Here is a 19,419-nt window from a genome sequence, read left to right on the forward strand (position 1 = left end):
CCCCGAGCGCGGGATGCGGCTCAGGATCGGGCGGGGCGCGCCATGCCCACGCGCCGCGGCGTTCAGGCGCCGGATTCGGGCTCGAAGTCGAGCGCGGCCGAGTTCATGCAGTAGCGCAGGCCGGTGGGCGCGGGGCCGTCGTTGAACACGTGGCCCAGATGGGCGCCGCAGCCTGCGCAAACGGTCTCGATGCGCACCATGCCGTGGCTCAGGTCGCGCCGTTCCTCGATCGCACCGGGGATCGCCTGCGAGAAGCTCGGCCAGCCGCAGCCGGCATCGAACTTGGTACCCGACTCGAACAATCTGGCGCCGCAGCAGATGCAGTGGTAGCTGCCGTCGGCCCAATGGCGCTCGTACCGGCCGGAAAACGGCCGCTCGGTCGCGGCCTGGCGCGTCACCTCGTAGGCGCCCGGCTCGGCGCCCTTGGCGGCCAGCACGGCCCGCCATTCGTCGGGGGTCTTTTGCATGGGATGGGTCATGGCATGCGGTGGAGTTCGCGCAACAGCACGGTTGGCCAGGTCACCGGCTCGGTCGGCCCGTCGTCCCGCACGGTGAGCACTGGCCTCGCCAGCCGGGATCGCGCATGGACGGTGGATCGACTTGTCGCAGGCAGTTCATTGTCGGCCAATCGGCCAACCGTCGCCGGGGTGCGGGAAAACCCGCGCACCGTGTTGGTGCCGGACGCGACAGTCGGGCCTTGGGGTGGAGGTACGATTCGGCCCTGAGTTCTTTCACTGATCCGAGGAGAGTGCCCATGCTGGGTTTGATGCAGGACCAACCGCTGCTGATTTCGATGCTGCTGGAGTTTGCCGAGCGCCACCACCACGATGGCGAGATCGTTTCGCGCCGCGTCGAGGGTGACATCCATCGCTACACCTACCGCGACCTGGCGCGGCGCTCGCGGCAACTGGCCCAGGCACTCGACCAGGCGGGCCTGCAACAGGGCGACCGCGTGGCCTCGCTGGCCTGGAACGGCTACCGGCACCTGGAGCTGTACTTCGGCGTGGCCGGTTCAGGGCGGGTCATGCACACGCTCAACCCGCGCCTGTCGCCCGAGCAGATGGCCTGGATCGTCAACCACGCCGAGGACCAGGCGCTGTGCTTCGACATGAGCTTCCTGCCGCTGATCCAGGCGATTCATGCCAAGTGCCCGACGGTACGCCACTGGATCGCCCTGTGCGAGGCCGACAAGCTGCCGGCGGACAGCGGTATCCCCGGCCTGCAGAGCTACGAGGCCTGGATCGGCGCCCGGTCCGGCGACTATGTCTGGCCCCGGTTCGACGAGAACAGCGCCGCCGGCCTGTGCTACACCAGCGGCACCACGGGCAACCCCAAGGGTGCGCTCTACAGCCACCGCTCCACCGTGCTGCACGCCTATGGCGGCGCGCTGCCGGATGCCATGGGGCTGTCCGCGCGCGATTCCATGATGCCGGTGGTGCCGATGTTCCACGTCAACGCCTGGGGGCTGCCATACGCGGCCGCGCTGACCGGCTGCAAGGTGGTGTTCCCGGGCCCGGCGATGGACGGCAAGTCGATCTACGAGCTGATGGAGTCCGAGGAGGTGACCATGGCCGCCGGCGTGCCCACCATCTGGCAGATGCTGCTGGGGCATGTGCAGGGCAACGGGCTCAAGTTCTCCACGCTCAAGCGCACCGTGATCGGTGGCTCGGCCTGTCCGCCGGCCATGATCGATACCTTCCGCGAGGAATTCGGGGTGGACGTGCTGCACGCCTGGGGCATGACCGAGACCAGTCCGCTGGGCACCGTCGGCACGCTCAAGAACAAGCACCTGAAGCTGTCGTTCGAACAGCAGCTGGCCATTCGCGTCAAGCAGGGGCGCGCCATCTTCGGCGTGGACATGCGCATCGTCGGCGACGACGGCCAGGAGCAGCCCTGGGACGGCAAGACCTTCGGCGACCTGCAGGTGCGCGGACCCTGGATCATGGACACCTACTTCAAGGGCGAGTGTCCGCTGGTCACCGACGCGGCCGGCCACCGCTGGTTCCCCACCGGCGACGTGGCGACGATCGACTCCGATGGCTACATGCACATCACCGACCGCAGCAAGGACGTGATCAAGTCGGGCGGCGAGTGGATCAGCTCGATCGACATCGAGAACATTGCCATGGCGCACCCGGCCGTCGCGATGGCGGCGTGCGTCGGCATGCCGCACCCCAAGTGGGACGAGCGGCCGATCGTCGCCGTGGTGAAGAAGCCCGGCGCCGAGGTGACGCGCGAGGAGCTGCTGAAGTTCTACGAGGGCAAGGGGCTGGCCAAGTGGCAGATTCCCGACGACGTGGTGTTCGTCGAGGCGATTCCGCTCGGGGCCACCGGCAAGATGCTCAAGACCCGGCTGCGCGAACAGCTCAAGGACTACAAGCTGCCGGACCTGTGAGCCTCCGGCTTGCCGTGCCTGCGCGGGCGCGGCATGCCTGTCGCGCACACGACTGCGCCCGGTTTCCACTCGGGCAAACCCGATTGGCTGGGCCGGGCAAAGCCGCTACGCTCACGCCCGAGCCGTTTTCATGAGGAGATTTACATGCGTTTTGCTTTCAAGGCCGCTGCTGCCGGTGCCGTCCTGGCTTGCGCAACCGGCGCGTTCGCGCAGCAGGGACAGACCGTGCGGATCGCGATGATCGAGGGCCTGTCGGGCCCGATGGGCAACGTCGGCACGAACCAGTTCAAGAGCTGGCAGTACGTGGCCGCGCACCTGACGGCGGCGGAGAACCCGGCCGGCGTCAAGTTCGAGATCGTCGGCATGGACAGCAAGAGCTCGCCGCAGGAAGCACTCAACCTGCTGAAATCGGCAGTGGACCAGGGCTTCCACTACGTGACGCAGGGCAACGGCTCGAACGTCGCCATCCCGCTGGCCGACGCCGTCGCCAAGAACAACGATCGCAACCCGGGCAAGGAAGTCATCTACATCAACTACGCGGCGGTGGACCCGGCCTCGACCAACGAGAAGTGCAACTACTGGCATTTCCGCTTCGATGCCGACACCTCGATGAAGATGGCCGCGCTGACGTCCTTCATGAAGGACCAGAAGGACGTCCACAAGGTCTACCTGAACAACCAGAACTATTCGCACGGCCACCAGGTCGCCAAATACTTCAAGGAAGGACTGGCGCGCAACCGGCCGGATGTGCAGGTGGTGGGCGAAGACTACGTCGCCCTGGGCCAGGTCAAGGACTTCGCGCCCTACGTCGCCAAGATCAAGGCCGCCGGCGCCGACACCCTGGTGACCGGCAGCTGGGGCCAGGACTTCACGCTGCTGGTCAAGGCCATGAACGACGCCGGCCTGCACATCCCGATCTACGCCTACTACGCCGGTGTCTCGGGCACGCCAACGGCGCTGGCGCAGGGGGGTGACCAGCAGGAGGTCTACCAGATCGCCTACAACCATTCCAACTACACGGGGCGCCTGAACGAGTTGATGAAGGGCTTCAAGGCCCAGTACAACGACGACTTCTACACGTTCTCGGTGTACAACGCCCTGGTGGGCCTGAGCACGGCGATGGCCAAGGCCAAGTCGACGGACCCGGTGAAGGTCGCGGCGGCGCTGGAGGATGTGCGCTTCGACGGCTTCAACGGCGAGACCGCGATGCGCAAGACCGACCACCAGCTGCAGCAGGGCATGTGGATCTCGAAGTGGCAGAAGGTCGACGCCAAGAACCCCTACAGCGTCGAGAACACCGGCTACACCTTCGCTCCGGTGAAGTACCTGGAGCCCTACATCGCCAGCACCCCGACGACCTGCCAGATGAAGCGCCCGGGCTGAGGGCCGCCCGCTCAGCCGACGCCGGCCGATGACGCGAGTCACCGACCGGCGTCGCCGTTCTTTCGCCAGTGCCTGGAGAAGCCGGGATGGAATTCTTCACGATATCGTTGCTCAACGGCCTGAGCTACGGACTGCTGCTGTTCATGCTCAGCTCGGGGCTGACGCTGATCTTCAGCATGATGGGCGTGCTCAATTTCGCCCATGCCAGCTTCTACATGCTGGGCGCCTATCTCGCGTTCCTGATCTCGGGCGTGATCGGCTACTGGCCGGCGCTGTTCCTCGCGCCGATCCTGGTCGGCCTGCTGGGCGCGCTGTTCGAGCAGGTCTGCCTGCGCCGGGTGCACCGCTTCGGCCACGTGCCCGAACTGCTGGTGACCTTTGGCCTGTCCTACCTGGTGCTGGAAGTGGTGCAGCTGGTCTGGGGCCGCACCGTGGTCCCCTATGGCCTGCCGGCCGAATTGCAGGGGCCGCTGTTTTCCATCTACGGCACGCAGTTCCCGAAATCGCGCGCCTTCATCATGCTGGTGGCGGTGCTGATGCTGGTGTCGATCTGGCTGGTGCTGACGCGCACCCGCATCGGCTACGTGATCCAGGCCGCGCTGACGCATCCGGACATGGTCGAGTCGCTCGGCCACAACGTGCCGCGCGTGTTCCTGCTGGTGTTCGGCGGCGGCTCGGCGCTGGCGGGGCTGGCCGGCGTGGTGGCCGGCAACACCTACGTGACCGAACCGGCGATGGCCTATGCGGTGGGGCCGATCATCTTCGTGGTGGTGGTGGTCGGCGGCATGGGGTCGCTCGCGGGTGCCTTCCTGGCGTCGCTGCTGATCGGCGTGATGCAGACCTTCGCGGTGGCCATCGACAAGTCGCTGGGCGACCTGCTGGCGGCCATCGGCCTGCCGGTGACAGGTGGCGAGGGACTGGCCGAGGTGCTGCGCCTGACGGTCTCGCAGGTGGCGCCGATCCTGCCCTACCTGCTGATGGTGCTGATCCTGATCTTCCGGCCCAAGGGCCTGCTCGGCAAGCGGGAGACCTGATCATGGCCGTGGCTTCGAACAACGTCCTGCCACCCGGCCGCCTGCTCGCCTGGGGCGGCTTCGCGCTGCTGCTGGCCCTGGCCCCGCAGGTGCTCACCAGCAGCCTCTGGCTGAACATGCTCTCGCAGATGGGCTGTCTGATCATCATCTGCCTGTCCTACAACATGAAGCTCGGGCATGGCGGCATGCTGAGCTTTGGCCACGCCGTCTACACCGGACTGGGCGGTTTCGCTGCCGTGTTCGCGATCAACTACGTGTCCGGTCACGACGTGGCCCTGCCGCTGCCACTGGTGCCGCTGGTCGGCGGCCTGATGGGCGTGCTGGTGTCGATCCCGCTGGGCTACGTGTCGACCAAGAAGGCGGGCACCACCTTCGCCATGATTTCGCTGGGCATCGGCGAACTGGTGGCGGCGACCGCGATCATGCTGCCCAACCTGTTCGGCGGCGACGCCGGCATCTCGGTGGACCGCACCTACGCGCCGTTCCTGGGACTGACGTTCGGTCCGCAGATCCAGGTCTATTACCTGGTGGCGGTGTACTGCTTCATCTGCACCGCGCTGATGTATGCCTTCACCGGCACGCCACTGGGACGCATGCTGAACGCGGTGCGCGACAACCCCGAGCGGGTCGAATTCATCGGCTACAACACCCAGTTCGTGCGCTGGTTCTCCTTCATCATCTCGGGCCTGTTCGCCGGCATCGGCGGTGCCCTGGTGGCGATCAACTTCGAGATCGTGAACGCCGCCGACGCCCTGAGCGGCATGCGCTCGGGGGCCTACCTGCTGTTCACCTTCCTGGGCGGCGTCACGATCTTCTTCGGGCCCATCATCGGCGCCGTGCTGATGGTGCTGGCGATGGTGCTGCTGTCGGAGCTGACCTCGGCCTGGCTGCTCTACCTGGGCCTGATCTTCCTGCTCATGGTGATGTATGCGCCAGGCGGCGTGGCCAGCCTGATCATGGCCAACGTGGGCATGGCGCGTGCCGGCAAGCTGGGCCGCTTTGGGGCTCTGTACCTCGGCCTGATCGGCGCTGGCGTCGTGATGCTGCTGGGCGTGTCGGCGCTGATCGAGATGATCTACCACCACCAGCTCAATGCGGCCATGGGCCCGGAGGTCGGGTACCTGGGGCTGACGCTGGACACCTCGTCCGTGCTGGCCTGGGCGATCGCGCTGGTGGTGGCGGTGGTCGGCTGGGTGCTGCTGGAACTGGCGCGTCGGCGCTTCGCGCTGGCGTGGGGGCGCGCGCAGGAGGAGATCGAGAACGAAATCACACGCCGGGAGCGCACCGCATGAGCTACGCCGTCGAACTGAAGGACCTGCGCAAGAGTTTCGGCAATACCGAGATCATTCGCGGGGCCAACCTGGCCGTGACCCGGGGCGAACGGGTGGCGGTGATCGGCCCCAACGGCGCCGGCAAGTCGACGCTGTTCAACCTGATCAGCGGCCGGCTCGATCCAAGCAGCGGCGAGGTGCTCCTCAACGGACAGCGCATCGACGGCAAGCCACCCTACGAGATCAACCGCCTGGGCCTGGCGCGCAGCTTCCAGATCACCAACGTCTTCCCCAAGCTCAGCGTGTTCGAGAACCTGCGCTGCGCCGTGCTGTGGAGCCTGGGCTACCGCTACACGTTCCTGCGCTTCCTCTCCGGCCTGCACGACGCCAACGAGCGCGCCGAGGCGTTGCTCGTGCGGGTGGGCCTGGCCGCCAAGCGCAACGTGCTGGCGATGAACCTGACCTATGCGGAGCAGCGTGCACTGGAGATCGGCATCACCATCGCCGGCGGCGCCGACGTGATCCTGCTGGACGAGCCGACGGCGGGCATGAGCACCACCGAGACGGCGCGCTTCATCGACCTGATCCGCGAGGTCACCGAGGGCAAGACGCTGCTCACGGTGGAGCACGACATGGGCGTGGTGTTCGGCCTGGCCGACAAGATCGCCGTGGTGGTCTACGGCGAGGTGATCGCGTTCGACACGCCCGAGCGCGTGCGTGCCGACGCTCGGGTGCAGGAGGCCTACCTCGGTTCGCCGGTGGCCGATGCCCAGGGAGGACTGCACTGATGCTCAAGGTTCGGGACCTGCATGCCTACTACGGCAAGAGCCATGTGCTGCATGGCGTGCACTTCGACGTCGGGGAGGGCGAGATCGTGGCCCTGCTCGGGCGCAACGGCTCCGGGCGCTCGACTACCGCGAAGTCGATCATGGGGCTGGTGCACTGCGAAGGCACGCTCGACTGGAAGGGGCGCAGCCTGATCGGCTGCAAGACGCACGACATCGCCCACATGGGGATCGGCTACGTGCCCGAGAGCCGCGACATCTTCCCGGGCCTGACGGTGCACCAGAACTTGCTGCTCGGCCAGAAGGCCGGGGCCCAGGGCGCGCGCTGGAGCTTCGACGACATGTACGCGATGTTCCCGCGCCTGAAGGAGCGCCAGCACACTGCCGCGGGCGTGATGTCGGGGGGCGAGCAGCAGATGCTGACCCTGTGCCGCACGCTGATGGGCAATCCGGAACTGATCATCATCGACGAACCGACCGAGGGCCTGGCTCCCAAGATCGTCGAGCTGGTGGGCGAATATCTGAAGAAGCTCAAGGAGCGCGGCGTCTCGGTGCTGCTGATCGAGCAGAAGCTGACGATTGCCATGCACATCTCCGATCGCGCCCTGGTGATGGGACACGGGAGCATCGTGTTCGATGGCACGCCGGATGGCCTGCGCGCCGATACGGCGGTGCGCAAGGAGTGGCTGGAGGTGTGAGGAGGGTGCCCCGGCGTGCTGCTGGCGCCTCGTGGTGCGCGCTGCCGGGGGCAGCGGTCTTGCAGTCCGTGCACGCTTGCACCGCACGGCCCGCAGTCGCACTTCCTTCGTTCGCCGCGCGGTGCGCGGTGCGCGGAAGGGGGAGGCACGCGCTGGCCAGCGGAATCCTGGCCGCGGGTGTTCGCGCCCGGCCTGATCCGCCGCCAGATGGCGGCGTCCCAACCGTGACAGCACGGCGTTCGGTGGGATCGCAAAGTCACTAAACTCGAAAGCCTGTGCCATGCGCAGGCACGCCGTATGGCGTGCCGCGCGCACCCTGATTCCCCGCTTTCATACAGGAGATTCCATGACGGCCGAATACCAGGTTCAAGGCGACGTCGCCCTCATCACGCTGAACAACCCGCCCGTCAACGGCCTGGGACATGCCACGCGCCTGGGCATCACCAGCGGCCTGGAGCGGGCGAACGCCGACGCGGCCGTCAAGGCCATCGTCATCACCGGCGCCGGCAAGGCGTTCTCCGGCGGTGCCGACATCCGCGAGTTCGGCACGCCCAAGGCCTTGCAGGAGCCGAACCTCAATTCCGTCATCCTGGCGATCGAGCATTCGACCAAGCCGGTGGTGGCCGCGATCCACAGCGTGGCCATGGGTGGCGGACTGGAACTGGCGCTCGGCTGCCACTACCGGGTGGCCGCGCCCGGCGCGCTGATCGCCCTGCCGGAGGTCAAGCTCGGCATCCTGCCGGGCGCCGGCGGCACGCAGCGCCTGCCGCGCGTGTTGGGCGTCGAGACGGCCCTCAACATGATCGTCAGCGGCGAGCCGGTGAAGAGCGAACTGCTCGGAGCGGCGCCCGGCCAGAAGCTGTTCGATCGGATGGCGGCCAGCGCCGAATCGCTGCTGGCCGAGGCGATCGCGCTGGCCCAGGGCGCGGCTGCCGCCCACGCGGGCGGCGAGCCGCTGCCGCTGGTGCGCAAGCTGGCGTGCAAGCACCCGCAGGGCGATGCCTACTTCCAGTTCGCGCGCAACATGGTCCGGGGCATGGCGAAGAACCTGCCGGCGCCGCTGAAGTGTGTCGACGCGGTGGAAGCCGCGACCCGGCAGAAGTTCGACGCCGGCCTGGCGACCGAGCGCGAGATCTTCGTCGGCCTGATGAACACCCCCGAGAGCGCCGCGCTGCGCCATGTGTTCTTCGCCGAGCGCGCGGCCTCGAAGATCCCCGACGTCGGGCCGGAGATCCAGCCGCGCGAGATCCGCTCGGTGGCGGTGATCGGTGCCGGCACCATGGGCGGTGGCATCTCGATGAACTTCCTGAACGCCGGGATCCCGGTGATCATCCTCGAGATGAAGCAGGAAGCGCTGAATCGCGGTGTCGAGACCATCAGCAAGAACTACGAGGCGCAGGTCCGCAAGGGCAAGCTCAAGCAGGACAAGTACGAGCAGCGCATGAGCCTGCTCAAGACGACGCTGAACTACGACGACATCAAGGACGCCGACCTGGTGATCGAGGCGGTGTTCGAGGACATGGGCGTCAAGGAGGCGGTATTCAAGCAGCTCGACGCCGTGATGAAGCCGGGCGCCATCCTGGCGTCCAATACCTCGACGCTCGACGTCGATCGGATCGCGGCCTTCACCCAGCGTCCGCAGGACGTGGTCGGCATGCACTTCTTCAGCCCGGCCAATGTGATGAAGCTGCTCGAGGTGGTGCGGGGCGCCCAGACCGGCAAGGACGTGCTGGCCACGGTGATGCAGATCGCCAGGAAGATCCGGAAGACGGCGGTGGTCTCGGGCGTCTGCGACGGCTTCATCGGCAACCGCATGATCGAGCAGTATTCGCGCCAGGCCGGCTTCATGCTGGACGAGGGCGCCACGCCGCAGCAGATCGACCGGGCGATCGAGAAGTTCGGCTTCGCCATGGGACCGTTCCGCATGGGGGACCTGGCGGGCAACGACATCGGCTGGGCCATCCGCAAGCGCCGCTACGTGGAACTGCCCGACATGAAATACAGCCGCAACGCCGACCTGCTGTGCGAGATGGGGCGCTTCGGCCAGAAGACCGGCAAGGGCTGGTACGACTACCAGCCCGGCAAGCGCGATGCCATCCCGAGCCAGGAAGTGCTCGACATGCTGGCGCGCTACAACCGGGAGCAGGGTTTCGCGCAACGCAAGATCAGCGACGAGGAGATCGTGCAGCGTCTCGTGTATGCACTGGTCAACGAGGCGGCGCACATCCTGGAGGAGGGCATCGCCAGCAAGGCCAGCGACATCGACATGGTCTACATCACCGGCTATGGCTTCCCGTTCTGGCGCGGTGGGCCGATGCAGTACGCCGACCAGGTCGGACTGTTCAACGTGGTGGAGGCGATGAAGCGCTTTGCCCGAAACCCGCTGGACGACGGCGGGTTCTGGCAGCCGGCGCCGCTGCTGCTGCGGCTTGTCGCCGAAGGCAGGACCTTCAACTGAAATCCGTCGCCCGCGTCCGCGCATCGGGCGCGGGCCACCCTTGAATCAGGAGTGAACCATGACTTCCGCCCTCATCGTCTCCACCGCCCGCACCGGCCTGGCCAAGAGCTGGAAAGGCGCCCTCAACATGACCCATGGCGCGACCATGGGCGGCCATGTCGTCAGGCATGCGATCGAGCGCGCCGGCATCGAGGCCGGCGAAGTCTATGACGTGCTAATGGGCTGCGCCAACCCCGAAGGCGCCACCGGCATGAACATCGCGCGCCAGATCGCGCTGATGGCCGGCTGCCCGGTGACCACCTCGGGCACCACCATCAACCGCTTCTGCTCGTCGGGTCTGCAGACCATCGCCATGGCGTCGCAGCGCGTCATCGCCGGCGAAGCCGACGTGTTCGTCGCCGGCGGCGTGGAAAGCATCTCCTGCGTGCAGAACGAGATGAACCACCACATGATCTTCGACCCGGCGCTGCAGGCGAAGAAGCCCGAGATCTACTGGAGCATGCTGCAGACCGCCGAGCAGGTGGCCAAGCGCTACGGCATCGGTCGTGACGCGATGGACGAATACGGCGCTGCCAGCCAGCAGAAGGCCTGCGCCGCACAGGAGGCGGGCCTGTTCAAGGACGAGATCGTGCCGATCACCGTCACCATGGGCGTGGCCGACCCGGTGCTCGGCCTGCGCACCAAGGAGGTGACGCTGGAGCGCGACGAGGGCCTGCGTGCGGGCACCACCAAGGAGGGCATCAGCGGCATCAAGCCGGCGCTGCCCGGCGGACTGGTCAGTGCCGGCAACGCCAGCCAGTTCAGCGATGGTGCCGGCGCCTGCGTGGTGGTGAGCGAGGAATACGCGAGCCGCCGGAACCTCAAGCCCCTGGGGCGCTTCCTGGGCTTTGCGGTGGCCGGCTGCGAGCCCGATGAAATGGGCATCGGTCCGGTATTCGCCATCCCGAAGGTGCTGCAACGCCTGGGGCTGAAGATCGGCGACATCGACCTGTGGGAGCTGAACGAGGCCTTCGCCGTGCAGGTCATCTACTGCCGCGACAAGCTGGGCATTCCGGCCGATCGATTGAACGTCAACGGCGGGGCCATCGCCGTGGGCCACCCCTATGGCGTGACCGGCCAGCGCCTGACCGGCCACGCGCTGATCGAGGGCAGGCGCCGCGGCGCGAAGCGCGTCTGCGTGACCATGTGCATCGGCGGCGGCATGGGCGCGGCGGGGGTGTTCGAGGTACTCTGACGAGGCGGCGATGACCCAGCCCGTGCATCCGTCGGACCCGCAGCTGCTGGAGCTGGGGCGCCGCATCCTGGCCGAGCAGGGCTTCAGCGTCCTGCTGGGCGCCCATGTCGAGCAGCTCGGCGTGGGCCACTGCGAGCTGCAGCTGCCGGTGACGGACGCGCTCATGCAGCAGCATGGCTTCGTGCACGGCGGCGTGGTGAGCTACTGCGCGGACAACGCGCTGACCTACGCGGGTGGCACGGCGCTGGGCGTGCCCGTCGTGACATCCGAGTACAAGATCAATTACGTGCGACCGGCGCGCGGCGAGCGGCTCATCGCACGTGCTCGCGCGGAGCATGTCGGGCGTTCGCAGGCGGTGTGCCGCTGCGAGGTCTTCATGCTGGACGCGGGAGTGGAAAAGCTCTGCGCCCTGGCACAGGGGACCATCGCGGCGCTGCCGCCGGCCAAGCCGTAACGGCGTGGCGGGTTCCAGCCGCCCGCGACGATGCGTGCGCACGACGCGCGATCGGCGTCGCGCAGCGGACATCGCCGGGTGCCGCACCATCCCATAATTTGCGCGATGAGTACCCTGCGCGCGACCCTGGATTTCCTGCTGTACGACTGGCTCGATGCGACGGCCCTGACGGCGCGCCCGCGCTTTGCCGACCATTCGCACGAGACCTTTGCCGCGGTGCTGGACACCTGCGAGCGCATCGCGCTGGAGAAGTACGCGCCGTTCAACCGCCTGGTCGACACCGAGGAGCCGCGCACCGAGACCGCGCCCGATGGCAGCCTGCGCGTGCGGCTGCCGCAGGCCACGCACGAGGCGCGACGCGCCTATGCCGAGTCGGGCATGCTGGCGGCGGCGCAGGACTACGCGCTTGGCGGCATGCAACTGCCCTATGTCGTGGAAGCGGCGGCCAATGCCTTCTTCGGCAAGGCCTCGATCAGCATCGGCTCCAACCTGCTCTCGGTCGGCAATGCCAACCTGCTGATGGCGCACGGCACGCCGCTGCAGCAGCAGGTGTTTGCAGCCGCGGAATTCAGCGGCCGCTGGACCGGCACCATGTGCCTGTCCGAGCCACAGGCCGGCTCCTCGCTGTCGGACGTGGCGACGCGCGCCGTGCTGGAGGACGCCGCGGATCCACTGGGCCCGCGCTATCGCCTGACCGGCCACAAGATGTGGATTTCCTCGGGCGAGCACGAGATGACCGAGAACATCGTGCACCTGGTGCTGGCCAAGATCCCGGGCGCGGACGGCAAGCTGGTGCCCGGCGTCAAGGGCATTTCGCTGTTCATCGTGCCCAAGTGGCTGGTGGATGCGCGGGGCGAGCTGACCGGGGTGCGCAACGACGTGGCGCTGGCGGGCCTGAACCACAAGCTGGGCTGGCGTGGCACCACCAACACCCTGCTCAACTTCGGCGAGGGCCGGTTTCCGGTGGACGGCCAGCCGGGCGCGGTGGGCTATCGCGTGGGGCAGCCGGGTGAAGGCCTCAAGTGCATGTTCCACATGATGAACGAGGCGCGCATCGGCATCGGCATGGCGGCCGCCATGCTGGGCCTGGCGGGCTACGAGGCTTCGCTCGACTACGCCAAAACGCGCACGCAAGGGCGGCCGGTGGGCCCGGTGGGCAAGGATCCAGGCCAGCCGCCGGTGCGCCTGATCGAGCACGCCGACATCCGCCGGATGCTGCTCGCGCAGAAATCGATGTGCGAAGGCGCCCTGGCCTTGCTGCTGTACTGCGCACGCCTGGTGGACGAGCAGCATACCGGCACGCCCGAGGCCGCCGACGAGGCACGCCTGCTGCTCGAGGTGCTGACGCCGGTCGCCAAGAGCTGGCCGAGCGAGAACTGCCTGGAGGCCAACAGCCTGGCGATCCAGATCCACGGCGGCTATGGCTACACGCGCGATTTTCCGGTCGAGCAATACTGGCGCGACAACCGCCTGAACATGATCCACGAGGGCACGCACGGCATCCAGGCGATGGACCTGCTGGGGCGCAAGGTGCGGATGGAGGGCGGCCGCGGCCTGGCGCTGCTCGCCGCGCGCGTGTCGGCCACCATCGGGCGCGCGCGTGCGCGGACGGCCCTGGCTGGGCATGCCGATGCGCTGGCGACTGCGCTCGGGCGCCTGCAGGCGGCCACCGCAGCGGCCTGGGCCGCGGGCGATGCGAGCGTGGCGCTGGCCAATGCCGTACCCTACATGCAGGCGTTCGGTCACGTGGCCGTTGCCTGGATCTGGCTGGAACTGTCGCTGGTGGCGAGTGCCGGCGACGCCGGCACGGGCGTGGCAGGCGCGACGGACTACTTTTTCCGGTATGAGCTGCCCAGGATCGAGGCCTGGCTGCGCGTGGTCGAGACACGCGACATGACCTGCGCGCGGCTGCCCGAGGAGGCGTTTTGATGATCAAGCACATCGTGATGTGGAAGTTCAGGGAGCAGGCCGAGGGCGCCGACAAGGCGGCCAACCTGGCCCGGGCCCAGGCACTGCTGCATGCCTGTGCCGATTTGGTGCCCGGCACGCTGCGCCTCGAGGTGGCGCGCGCCGAGCCCGGGCTCGAGGCGACCTGCGACCTGGTGCTCTACAGCGAGTTCGCCGACCGCACGGCGCTCGATGCCTACCAGGAGCATCCGCGGCACAGGGCGGTCAAGCCCTTCCTGCGTGCGGTGGCGCAGGAGCGCCAGTGCATGGATTACGAAATCTGAAACCCGACCCACAGGAAACAGCCACGATGACACGCACCGTGCAGCAATTGTTCGATCTCAGCGGCAAGTCGGCCCTGATCACCGGCGGCTCGCGCGGCCTGGGCCTGCAGATGGCCCATGCCCTGGGCGAAGCGGGCGCCCGCGTAATGCTGAGCGCGCGCAAGGAGGACGAACTGGAGCAGGCGGTGGCCGAACTCCAGGCCGCCGGCATCGATGCGCGCTGGATCGCCGCCGACTGCAGCCAGGAAGACCAGACGCGGCGCCTGGCCGACCGGACGCTGGAGCGCATGGGCGCGATCGACATCCTGGTCAACAACGCCGGCGCGAGCTGGGGCGCGCCGGCCGAGCTGCACCCGGTCGCCGCCTGGGACAAGGTGATGAACCTGAACGTGCGCGGCTACTTCATCCTGAGCCAGCAGGTGGCGAACGGCTGGATGATCCCGCAGAAGCGGGGACGCATCATCAACGTCGCCTCGATTGCCGGCCTGAACGGCAACCCGCCGGGCATGCAGACTCTCGCGTACAACACCTCCAAGACGGCCGTGCTCGGCTTCACGCGCACGCTGGCGGCGGAGTGGGGGCGCTACGGCATCACCGTGAATGCCATCTGCCCGGGTTTTTTCCGAACCCGGATGGCCAATGTGCTGATCGACACCCTGGGCGAGGACAAGATGAAGGCCGCTGCGCCGCTCGGACGCCTGGGCGACGACGAAGACCTCAAGGGCATCACGCTGCTGTATGCCAGCGAGGCCGGCAAGCACGTGACGGGCCAGTGGCTGGCGGTCGACGGCGGTACCAGCGTGGTGCTGGGGGCGGCATGATGCGGGCTGGCCTGGTCCGCCCGCAGGGGTGCCGATGAGCCTCGACTTTGGCGTCGTGGTGCCGTTCGTGCACCACCTGGGCTTCACGCTCGAGCGCTTCGACGGCGGCGAGTCCGAGCTGCACTACGCGCCGCGTCCCGAGCATTGCAACTCCTTCGGCGTCGCCCACGGCGGCGCCGTGATGACCTTCCTGGACGTCGTCATGGCGACGGCCGCACGCAGCGTCCAGGTGGACAGCGGCACGGTGACGATCGAGATGAAGACCAGCTTCATGCGGCCGACGCCGGTCCACGCGGGCGAGCCCCTGGTCGGACGGGGCCGGCTGTTGCACCGCACGCGCAGCCTGGCCTTCGTCGAGGCGGCGCTGTTCGACGCGGAGGGCCGGCTGTGCGCGCAATCGACCGGAACCTTCAAGTACGTGGCGCGCGTGGCGTCCACGCTCGCGACCGATTGACCGCCTGCGCCGGCAAGCTGCCCCCGGGTGCCTTTGAAGGACGAATTGCCAACCGCCGAACAGCCATGCGCAGAGGACGCTCAAGGAATCCCGACATCGCGGCTGGATGCTGCTGCGCCATGCGCGACACCGCGGCGCCCGCTGCGTCCGGCTTCCCGCCATCTTGAACCCAACCGGAGACCAACATGCCTACCAACCGTCAGATCCTGCTCGACAACCGCCCCGAGGGCGAAGCCCGGCTTTCCAATTTCAAGCTGGTCAGCAGCGAAACCCCGGCCCTGCAGGAGGGCGAGGTGCTGGTGCGCCACCACTATCTCAGCCTGGATCCCTACATGCGTGGTCGCATGAACGATGCCAAGAGCTATGCGGCCTGCCAGCCGCTGGGCGAGGTGTTCCAGGGCGGCACCGTGGGCGAGGTGGTGGAGAGCCGCCATCCCCGCTACGCCGTCGGCGACAAGGTGGTCGGCTTCGGCGGCTGGCAGGAATGGAGCGTGGTCGATGCCGGCAAGCCCGGCATGCTCAAGAAGGTCGATACCACCCACGTGCCGCTGTCGTACTACCTGGGGGCGGTCGGCATGCCGGGTGTCACCGCCTGGTACGGGCTGGTGAAGATCATCGAGCCCAAGCCAGGCGAGACCATCACCGTCAGCGCCGCCACGGGTGCGGTCGGCAGCGCCCTGGGCGCGCTGGCCAAGGCGCGTGGGTGTCGCGTGGTCGGCATCGCCGGTGGGCCCGAGAAGTGCCGCTACGCCACCGACGAACTGGGCTTCGACGCCTGCATCGACTACCGCCAGCACCCCGACGTGAAGAGCCTGTCCCGGGCCCTGAAGGAGGCCTGCCCCGACGGCATCGATGGCCATTTCGAGAACGTGGGCGGCTACGTGCTGGATGCCGTGCTGCTGCGCACCAATGCTTTCGCCCGCATCGCGCTGTGCGGCATGATCGCCGGCTACGACGGCCAGCCGCTGCCCATGGCCAATCCCCAACTGCTGCTGGTCAATCGCATCAAGCTGCAGGGCTTCATTGTCAGCGAGCACATGGAGGTCTGGCCGGAGGCGCTGGCGGAGCTGGGCGGGCTGGTGGCCGCGGGCAAGCTGCGCCCGCGCGAGACCGTGGCCCAGGGCATCGAATCGGCCCCCGAGGCCTTCCTCGGCTTGCTCAAGGGAAGGAATTTCGGCAAGCAGCTGGTCAAGCTGATCTGACCGATTCCCTGTCCTACGGAGGCCCGGGCATGCGTACTGCCACCCACGAGGTTTTCAACCAGCCCGAACCGCTGGTCGACCTCAACCTGTTCGACATCAACCAGCCGCTGCAGGATGCGCTCAAGTTCAACGCGCCGACGCTGGAAGCGAGCAGCCTGCGCGCGCTGGGGGCACTTGCCGGCTCTGCCGAGATGCAGAACCATGCACGGCTGGCCAACATTCACGTGCCCAAGCTGCATACCCACGATCCGCGCGGCCACCGCATCGACGAGGTGGAGTTTCACCCCAGCTACCACGCGTTGATGGCCGCGGCCACCTCGGCTGGACTGCATGGCACGCCATGGCATGGCGACGGTGCGGCGCCCCACGTGTTGCGTGCCGCCAGCTTCATGCTGTTCACCGAGCTCGAGCCGTCCATCCTGTGCCCGATCTCGATGACCTACGCGGTCACGCCCGCGCTGCGCGACAACGCTGCGATTCACGCCGACTGGGCCCCCCGGCTGACCAGCCGCGCCTACGACCCGCGCCTGGTGTTCTTCAAGAACAAGCCCGGCGTCACCATGGGCATGGGCATGACGGAGAAGCAGGGCGGCTCCGACGTGCGCGCCAACACCACCCAGGCGGTGCCGGATGGTCACGACGACTGGGGCGAACGCTATCGGCTCACCGGCCACAAGTGGTTCTTCTCGGCGCCGATGTGCGATGCCTTCCTGGTGCTGGCGCAGGCCGAAGGCGGCCTGACCTGCTTCTTCCTGCCGCGCGTGCTGGCGGATGGCAGGCGCAACGGACTGCGCATCCAGCGCCTGAAGGACAAGCTGGGCAACCGGGCCAATGCCAGCTCCGAGGTCGAGTTCGCGGCGGCCACGGCCTGGCGCGTGGGCGAGCCCGGCCGCGGCGTGCCGCAGATCCTGGAGATGGGCACGCGCACGCGACTGGACTGCGCCCTGGGCACCAGCGCCCTGATGCGCCAGGCGCTCAGCATCGCCTTGCACCACACGCGCCAGCGCAAGGCGTTCGGAAAGCCGTTGATCGAGCAGCCGCTGATGCGCAACGTGCTCGCCGATCTGGCGCTGGAAAGCGAGGCCGCGACGGCGCTCGCGATGCGCCTGGCGCGCGCGTTCGATCGCCAGCAGGACGCGCACGAGCGCCTGCTCGCACGCGTGCTCACGCCGGTCGCCAAGTTCTGGATCTGCAAGCGTGCCAGCCACTTCGCCGCGGAGGCGATGGAATGCCTGGGCGGCAGCGGCTACATCGAGGAGGATGGCCACGGCGTGATGGCACGCATCCATCGCGAAATGCCGGTCAACTCGATCTGGGAAGGCTCGGGCAACATCATGGCGCTGGACCTGCTGCGCGCCCTGCGCAAGGGCGACGTGGCGAGCGCGTTGCAGGTCGAGCTGGCGCCGGCGCGTGGCGCCCATCCGGCGCTGGACCGCCTCGCCGCGACGCTGCCCGAGCGCATCGACCAGCTCGCCACCGAGTTCGAGGCGCGCCGCCTGGCGCAGGACGTCGCGCTCGCCCTGCAGGGTGCGCTGCTGGCGCAGACTGCGCCCGCGGCCGTGACCACGGCCTTCTGCGCATCGCGCCTGGGTGGCGCCTGGGGCCACACCTTCGGCACGCTGGCGGCCGGTGTGGACACCGACAGCCTCATCGCGCGCGCCATGCCGTGGTAGCAGGGGCCGGCTTCTTCATTCACGAGACACGAACATGATTCAGGATTTCCAGGGCAAGACCGCCGTGCTGACCGGGGCCGGTTCCGGATTCGGACTGGCGTGCGCGCGCATTGGGGCAGCACGCGGCATGAACCTGGTGCTGGTCGACGTGCAGCAGGACGCGCTGGATCAGGCGACGCAGGAACTGACGGCGGCCGGCGCGCAGGTCATGGCGCGGCGCGTCGACGTATCGAGTGCCGCGCAGATGGAAGCGCTGGCGGCCGAGGTCCGGCAGCGCTTTGGCGCGCCGCATTTCGTGTTCAACAATGCGGGTGTCGGTGCCGGGGGCCTGCTGTGGGAAAACACCGTGGCCGACTGGGACTGGGTGCTCGGCGTCGACCTGTGGGGCGTGATCCACGGCGTGCGGCTGTTCGTTCCCATGATGCTGGAGGCGGCAGCCAGGGACCCGGCCTGGCGTGGTCATGTCACCAACACCGCCAGCATGGCCGGCCTGGTGGCGGCGCCCAACATGGGCATCTACAACGCCGCCAAGGCCGCCGTGGTCAACCTGACCGAGACGCTGTACCATGACCTGAACCTGGTGACCGACCAGATCGGCTCCAGCCTGCTGTGCCCGTATTTCGTGCCGACCGGCATCAGCCGCAGCGAGCGCAACCGGCCGGCGGGGCAGGCTGCCGCGCCGCTGACGACAAGCCAGAAGATCGGCCAGGCCCTGACCGAAAAGGCGGTCAGCAGCGGCAGAGTCTCGGCCGAGGAAGTGGCGCAGAAGGTGTTTGACGCGATCAGCGCCAACCGCTTCTACGTGTTCAGCCACGAAAGCGCGAAGGCGCTGGGCAACATCCGCCATCGCATGGAAAACATGATCGAGCGGCGCAACCCGATCGACCCATTCCTCGAGGCACCCGAGGTCGGGGCGCGGCTGCGCGCGGCCCTGCGCGCGCCACCCGCCGGTTGACATCGCATCGCCGGGTCATTCGGGTGATCGCCGCGTGCGTCACCCGCAGCGCATGAGACGGCCTCGAAGACCGCGGAGCAGGCCGGCCGCGCCGCCCGTCGCGTGTGAGTCTCCCTGGCCACGGACTCAATGAAACGGGAAGTCTTTCATCCCAGTCGCCCCAGCACGCTCCGCGCCACCCACGACGCGTGAAACCCAAGGAAACCAAAGGCCGCGGAGCAGGCCAGCCGCGGCGCCCGTCGCCTGGGTCTCCCTGGCCACGGACTCAATGAAGCGGGGAGTCTTTCATCCCAGTCGCCCCAGCACGCTCCGCGCCAACCACGACGCGTGAAATCCAAGGAAACCGAAGGCCGCGGAGCAGGCCGGCCGCG

17 protein-coding genes are annotated in these 19,419 nt (G+C 67.9%); 16 read left to right on the top strand and 1 reads right to left on the bottom strand.

What is annotated here, in order from left to right; all coding sequences use genetic code 11:
- Positions 1-62: 62 nt before the first annotated feature.
- Positions 63-479 (bottom strand): peptide-methionine (R)-S-oxide reductase MsrB, encoded by a 417-nt coding sequence (msrB, locus tag PKA16_RS06950; RefSeq protein WP_324401748.1) that lies wholly within the window; start codon positions 477-479, stop codon positions 63-65.
- 275 nt (positions 480-754) lie between these two features.
- Between msrB and PKA16_RS06955 the strand changes: the two genes are divergently transcribed.
- The 16 genes from PKA16_RS06955 (at position 755) to PKA16_RS07030 (ending at position 19,048) form a co-directional block, all read left to right on the top strand.
- Entirely contained in the window at positions 755-2,395 is a 1,641-nt protein-coding gene (locus PKA16_RS06955) for a 3-(methylthio)propionyl-CoA ligase (RefSeq protein WP_324401749.1), read from the top strand.
- A gap of 144 nt (positions 2,396-2,539) precedes the next feature.
- A complete protein-coding gene (locus PKA16_RS06960) occupies positions 2,540-3,778 on the top strand; it encodes a branched-chain amino acid ABC transporter substrate-binding protein (RefSeq protein WP_324401750.1) in 1,239 nt (412 codons plus the stop codon).
- Positions 3,779-3,864: 86 nt separating this feature from the next.
- On the top strand, positions 3,865-4,812 hold the full coding sequence (locus PKA16_RS06965) for a branched-chain amino acid ABC transporter permease (RefSeq protein ID WP_324401751.1): 948 nt from the start codon (positions 3,865-3,867) through the stop codon (positions 4,810-4,812).
- Between the two features lie 2 nt (positions 4,813-4,814).
- A complete protein-coding gene (locus PKA16_RS06970) occupies positions 4,815-6,104 on the top strand; it encodes a branched-chain amino acid ABC transporter permease (RefSeq protein WP_324401752.1) in 1,290 nt (429 codons plus the stop codon).
- A complete protein-coding gene (locus PKA16_RS06975; RefSeq protein ID WP_324401753.1) occupies positions 6,101-6,871 on the top strand; it encodes an ABC transporter ATP-binding protein in 771 nt (256 codons plus the stop codon). The genes PKA16_RS06970 and PKA16_RS06975 overlap by 4 nt, the downstream gene beginning before the upstream one ends.
- Positions 6,871-7,566: an ABC transporter ATP-binding protein gene (locus tag PKA16_RS06980; protein ID WP_324401754.1), complete on the top strand. Its 696-nt coding sequence runs from the start codon at positions 6,871-6,873 to the stop codon at positions 7,564-7,566. Before PKA16_RS06975 ends, PKA16_RS06980 begins: the two co-directional genes overlap by 1 nt.
- A 346-nt stretch (positions 7,567-7,912) precedes the next feature.
- Positions 7,913-10,024, top strand: coding sequence for a 3-hydroxyacyl-CoA dehydrogenase NAD-binding domain-containing protein (locus PKA16_RS06985; protein ID WP_324401755.1), 2,112 nt, complete (start codon positions 7,913-7,915; stop codon positions 10,022-10,024).
- A gap of 58 nt (positions 10,025-10,082) precedes the next feature.
- Positions 10,083-11,258 carry an acetyl-CoA C-acyltransferase gene (locus tag PKA16_RS06990; RefSeq protein WP_324401756.1) on the top strand — a complete coding sequence of 392 codons (1,176 nt, stop codon included), beginning with the start codon at positions 10,083-10,085 and terminating at the stop codon, positions 11,256-11,258.
- Positions 11,259-11,268: 10 nt separating this feature from the next.
- On the top strand, positions 11,269-11,712 hold the full coding sequence (locus PKA16_RS06995) for a PaaI family thioesterase (RefSeq protein ID WP_324401757.1): 444 nt from the start codon (positions 11,269-11,271) through the stop codon (positions 11,710-11,712).
- A gap of 105 nt (positions 11,713-11,817) precedes the next feature.
- Positions 11,818-13,641 carry an acyl-CoA dehydrogenase gene (locus tag PKA16_RS07000; RefSeq protein WP_324401758.1) on the top strand — a complete coding sequence of 608 codons (1,824 nt, stop codon included), beginning with the start codon at positions 11,818-11,820 and terminating at the stop codon, positions 13,639-13,641.
- On the top strand, positions 13,641-13,943 hold the full coding sequence (locus tag PKA16_RS07005; protein ID WP_324401759.1) for a Dabb family protein: 303 nt from the start codon (positions 13,641-13,643) through the stop codon (positions 13,941-13,943). Before PKA16_RS07000 ends, PKA16_RS07005 begins: the two co-directional genes overlap by 1 nt.
- Positions 13,944-13,969: 26 nt before the next feature.
- Complete coding sequence (locus PKA16_RS07010) at positions 13,970-14,764, top strand: SDR family oxidoreductase (protein ID WP_324401760.1); 795 nt, start codon at positions 13,970-13,972, stop codon at positions 14,762-14,764.
- Between the two features lie 34 nt (positions 14,765-14,798).
- A complete protein-coding gene (locus PKA16_RS07015) occupies positions 14,799-15,218 on the top strand; it encodes a PaaI family thioesterase (RefSeq protein WP_324401762.1) in 420 nt (139 codons plus the stop codon).
- Between the two features lie 185 nt (positions 15,219-15,403).
- Positions 15,404-16,420 (top strand): NADP-dependent oxidoreductase, encoded by a 1,017-nt coding sequence (locus tag PKA16_RS07020; RefSeq protein WP_324401763.1) that lies wholly within the window; start codon positions 15,404-15,406, stop codon positions 16,418-16,420.
- 29 nt (positions 16,421-16,449) lie between these two features.
- Positions 16,450-18,093, top strand: coding sequence for an isovaleryl-CoA dehydrogenase (locus PKA16_RS07025; protein WP_324401765.1), 1,644 nt, complete (start codon positions 16,450-16,452; stop codon positions 18,091-18,093).
- A 34-nt stretch (positions 18,094-18,127) separates the two neighbouring features.
- Positions 18,128-19,048 carry an SDR family oxidoreductase gene (locus tag PKA16_RS07030; RefSeq protein WP_324401767.1) on the top strand — a complete coding sequence of 307 codons (921 nt, stop codon included), beginning with the start codon at positions 18,128-18,130 and terminating at the stop codon, positions 19,046-19,048.
- The last annotated feature ends 371 nt before the right edge of the window (positions 19,049-19,419 follow it).

This window comes from Ottowia sp., from assembly GCF_035325765.1.
Taxonomy (GTDB): Bacteria; Pseudomonadota; Gammaproteobacteria; order Burkholderiales; family Burkholderiaceae_C; genus Ottowia.

Coding starts and splice junctions, on each gene's coding strand:
- PKA16_RS07025 (WP_324401765.1), top strand. CDS start 16,450: ATGCGTACTGCCACCCACGAGGTTTTCAACCAGCCCGAACCGCTGGTC.
- PKA16_RS06985 (WP_324401755.1), top strand. CDS start 7,913: ATGACGGCCGAATACCAGGTTCAAGGCGACGTCGCCCTCATCACGCTG.
- PKA16_RS06970 (WP_324401752.1), top strand. CDS start 4,815: ATGGCCGTGGCTTCGAACAACGTCCTGCCACCCGGCCGCCTGCTCGCC.
- PKA16_RS06995 (WP_324401757.1), top strand. CDS start 11,269: ATGACCCAGCCCGTGCATCCGTCGGACCCGCAGCTGCTGGAGCTGGGG.
- PKA16_RS07015 (WP_324401762.1), top strand. CDS start 14,799: ATGAGCCTCGACTTTGGCGTCGTGGTGCCGTTCGTGCACCACCTGGGC.
- PKA16_RS07030 (WP_324401767.1), top strand. CDS start 18,128: ATGATTCAGGATTTCCAGGGCAAGACCGCCGTGCTGACCGGGGCCGGT.
- PKA16_RS07010 (WP_324401760.1), top strand. CDS start 13,970: ATGACACGCACCGTGCAGCAATTGTTCGATCTCAGCGGCAAGTCGGCC.
- PKA16_RS06990 (WP_324401756.1), top strand. CDS start 10,083: ATGACTTCCGCCCTCATCGTCTCCACCGCCCGCACCGGCCTGGCCAAG.
- PKA16_RS06955 (WP_324401749.1), top strand. CDS start 755: ATGCTGGGTTTGATGCAGGACCAACCGCTGCTGATTTCGATGCTGCTG.
- PKA16_RS07020 (WP_324401763.1), top strand. CDS start 15,404: ATGCCTACCAACCGTCAGATCCTGCTCGACAACCGCCCCGAGGGCGAA.
- PKA16_RS07005 (WP_324401759.1), top strand. CDS start 13,641: ATGATCAAGCACATCGTGATGTGGAAGTTCAGGGAGCAGGCCGAGGGC.
- PKA16_RS07000 (WP_324401758.1), top strand. CDS start 11,818: ATGAGTACCCTGCGCGCGACCCTGGATTTCCTGCTGTACGACTGGCTC.
- PKA16_RS06975 (WP_324401753.1), top strand. CDS start 6,101: ATGAGCTACGCCGTCGAACTGAAGGACCTGCGCAAGAGTTTCGGCAAT.
- PKA16_RS06965 (WP_324401751.1), top strand. CDS start 3,865: ATGGAATTCTTCACGATATCGTTGCTCAACGGCCTGAGCTACGGACTG.
- msrB (WP_324401748.1), bottom strand. CDS start 479: ATGACCCATCCCATGCAAAAGACCCCCGACGAATGGCGGGCCGTGCTG.
- PKA16_RS06960 (WP_324401750.1), top strand. CDS start 2,540: ATGCGTTTTGCTTTCAAGGCCGCTGCTGCCGGTGCCGTCCTGGCTTGC.
- PKA16_RS06980 (WP_324401754.1), top strand. CDS start 6,871: ATGCTCAAGGTTCGGGACCTGCATGCCTACTACGGCAAGAGCCATGTG.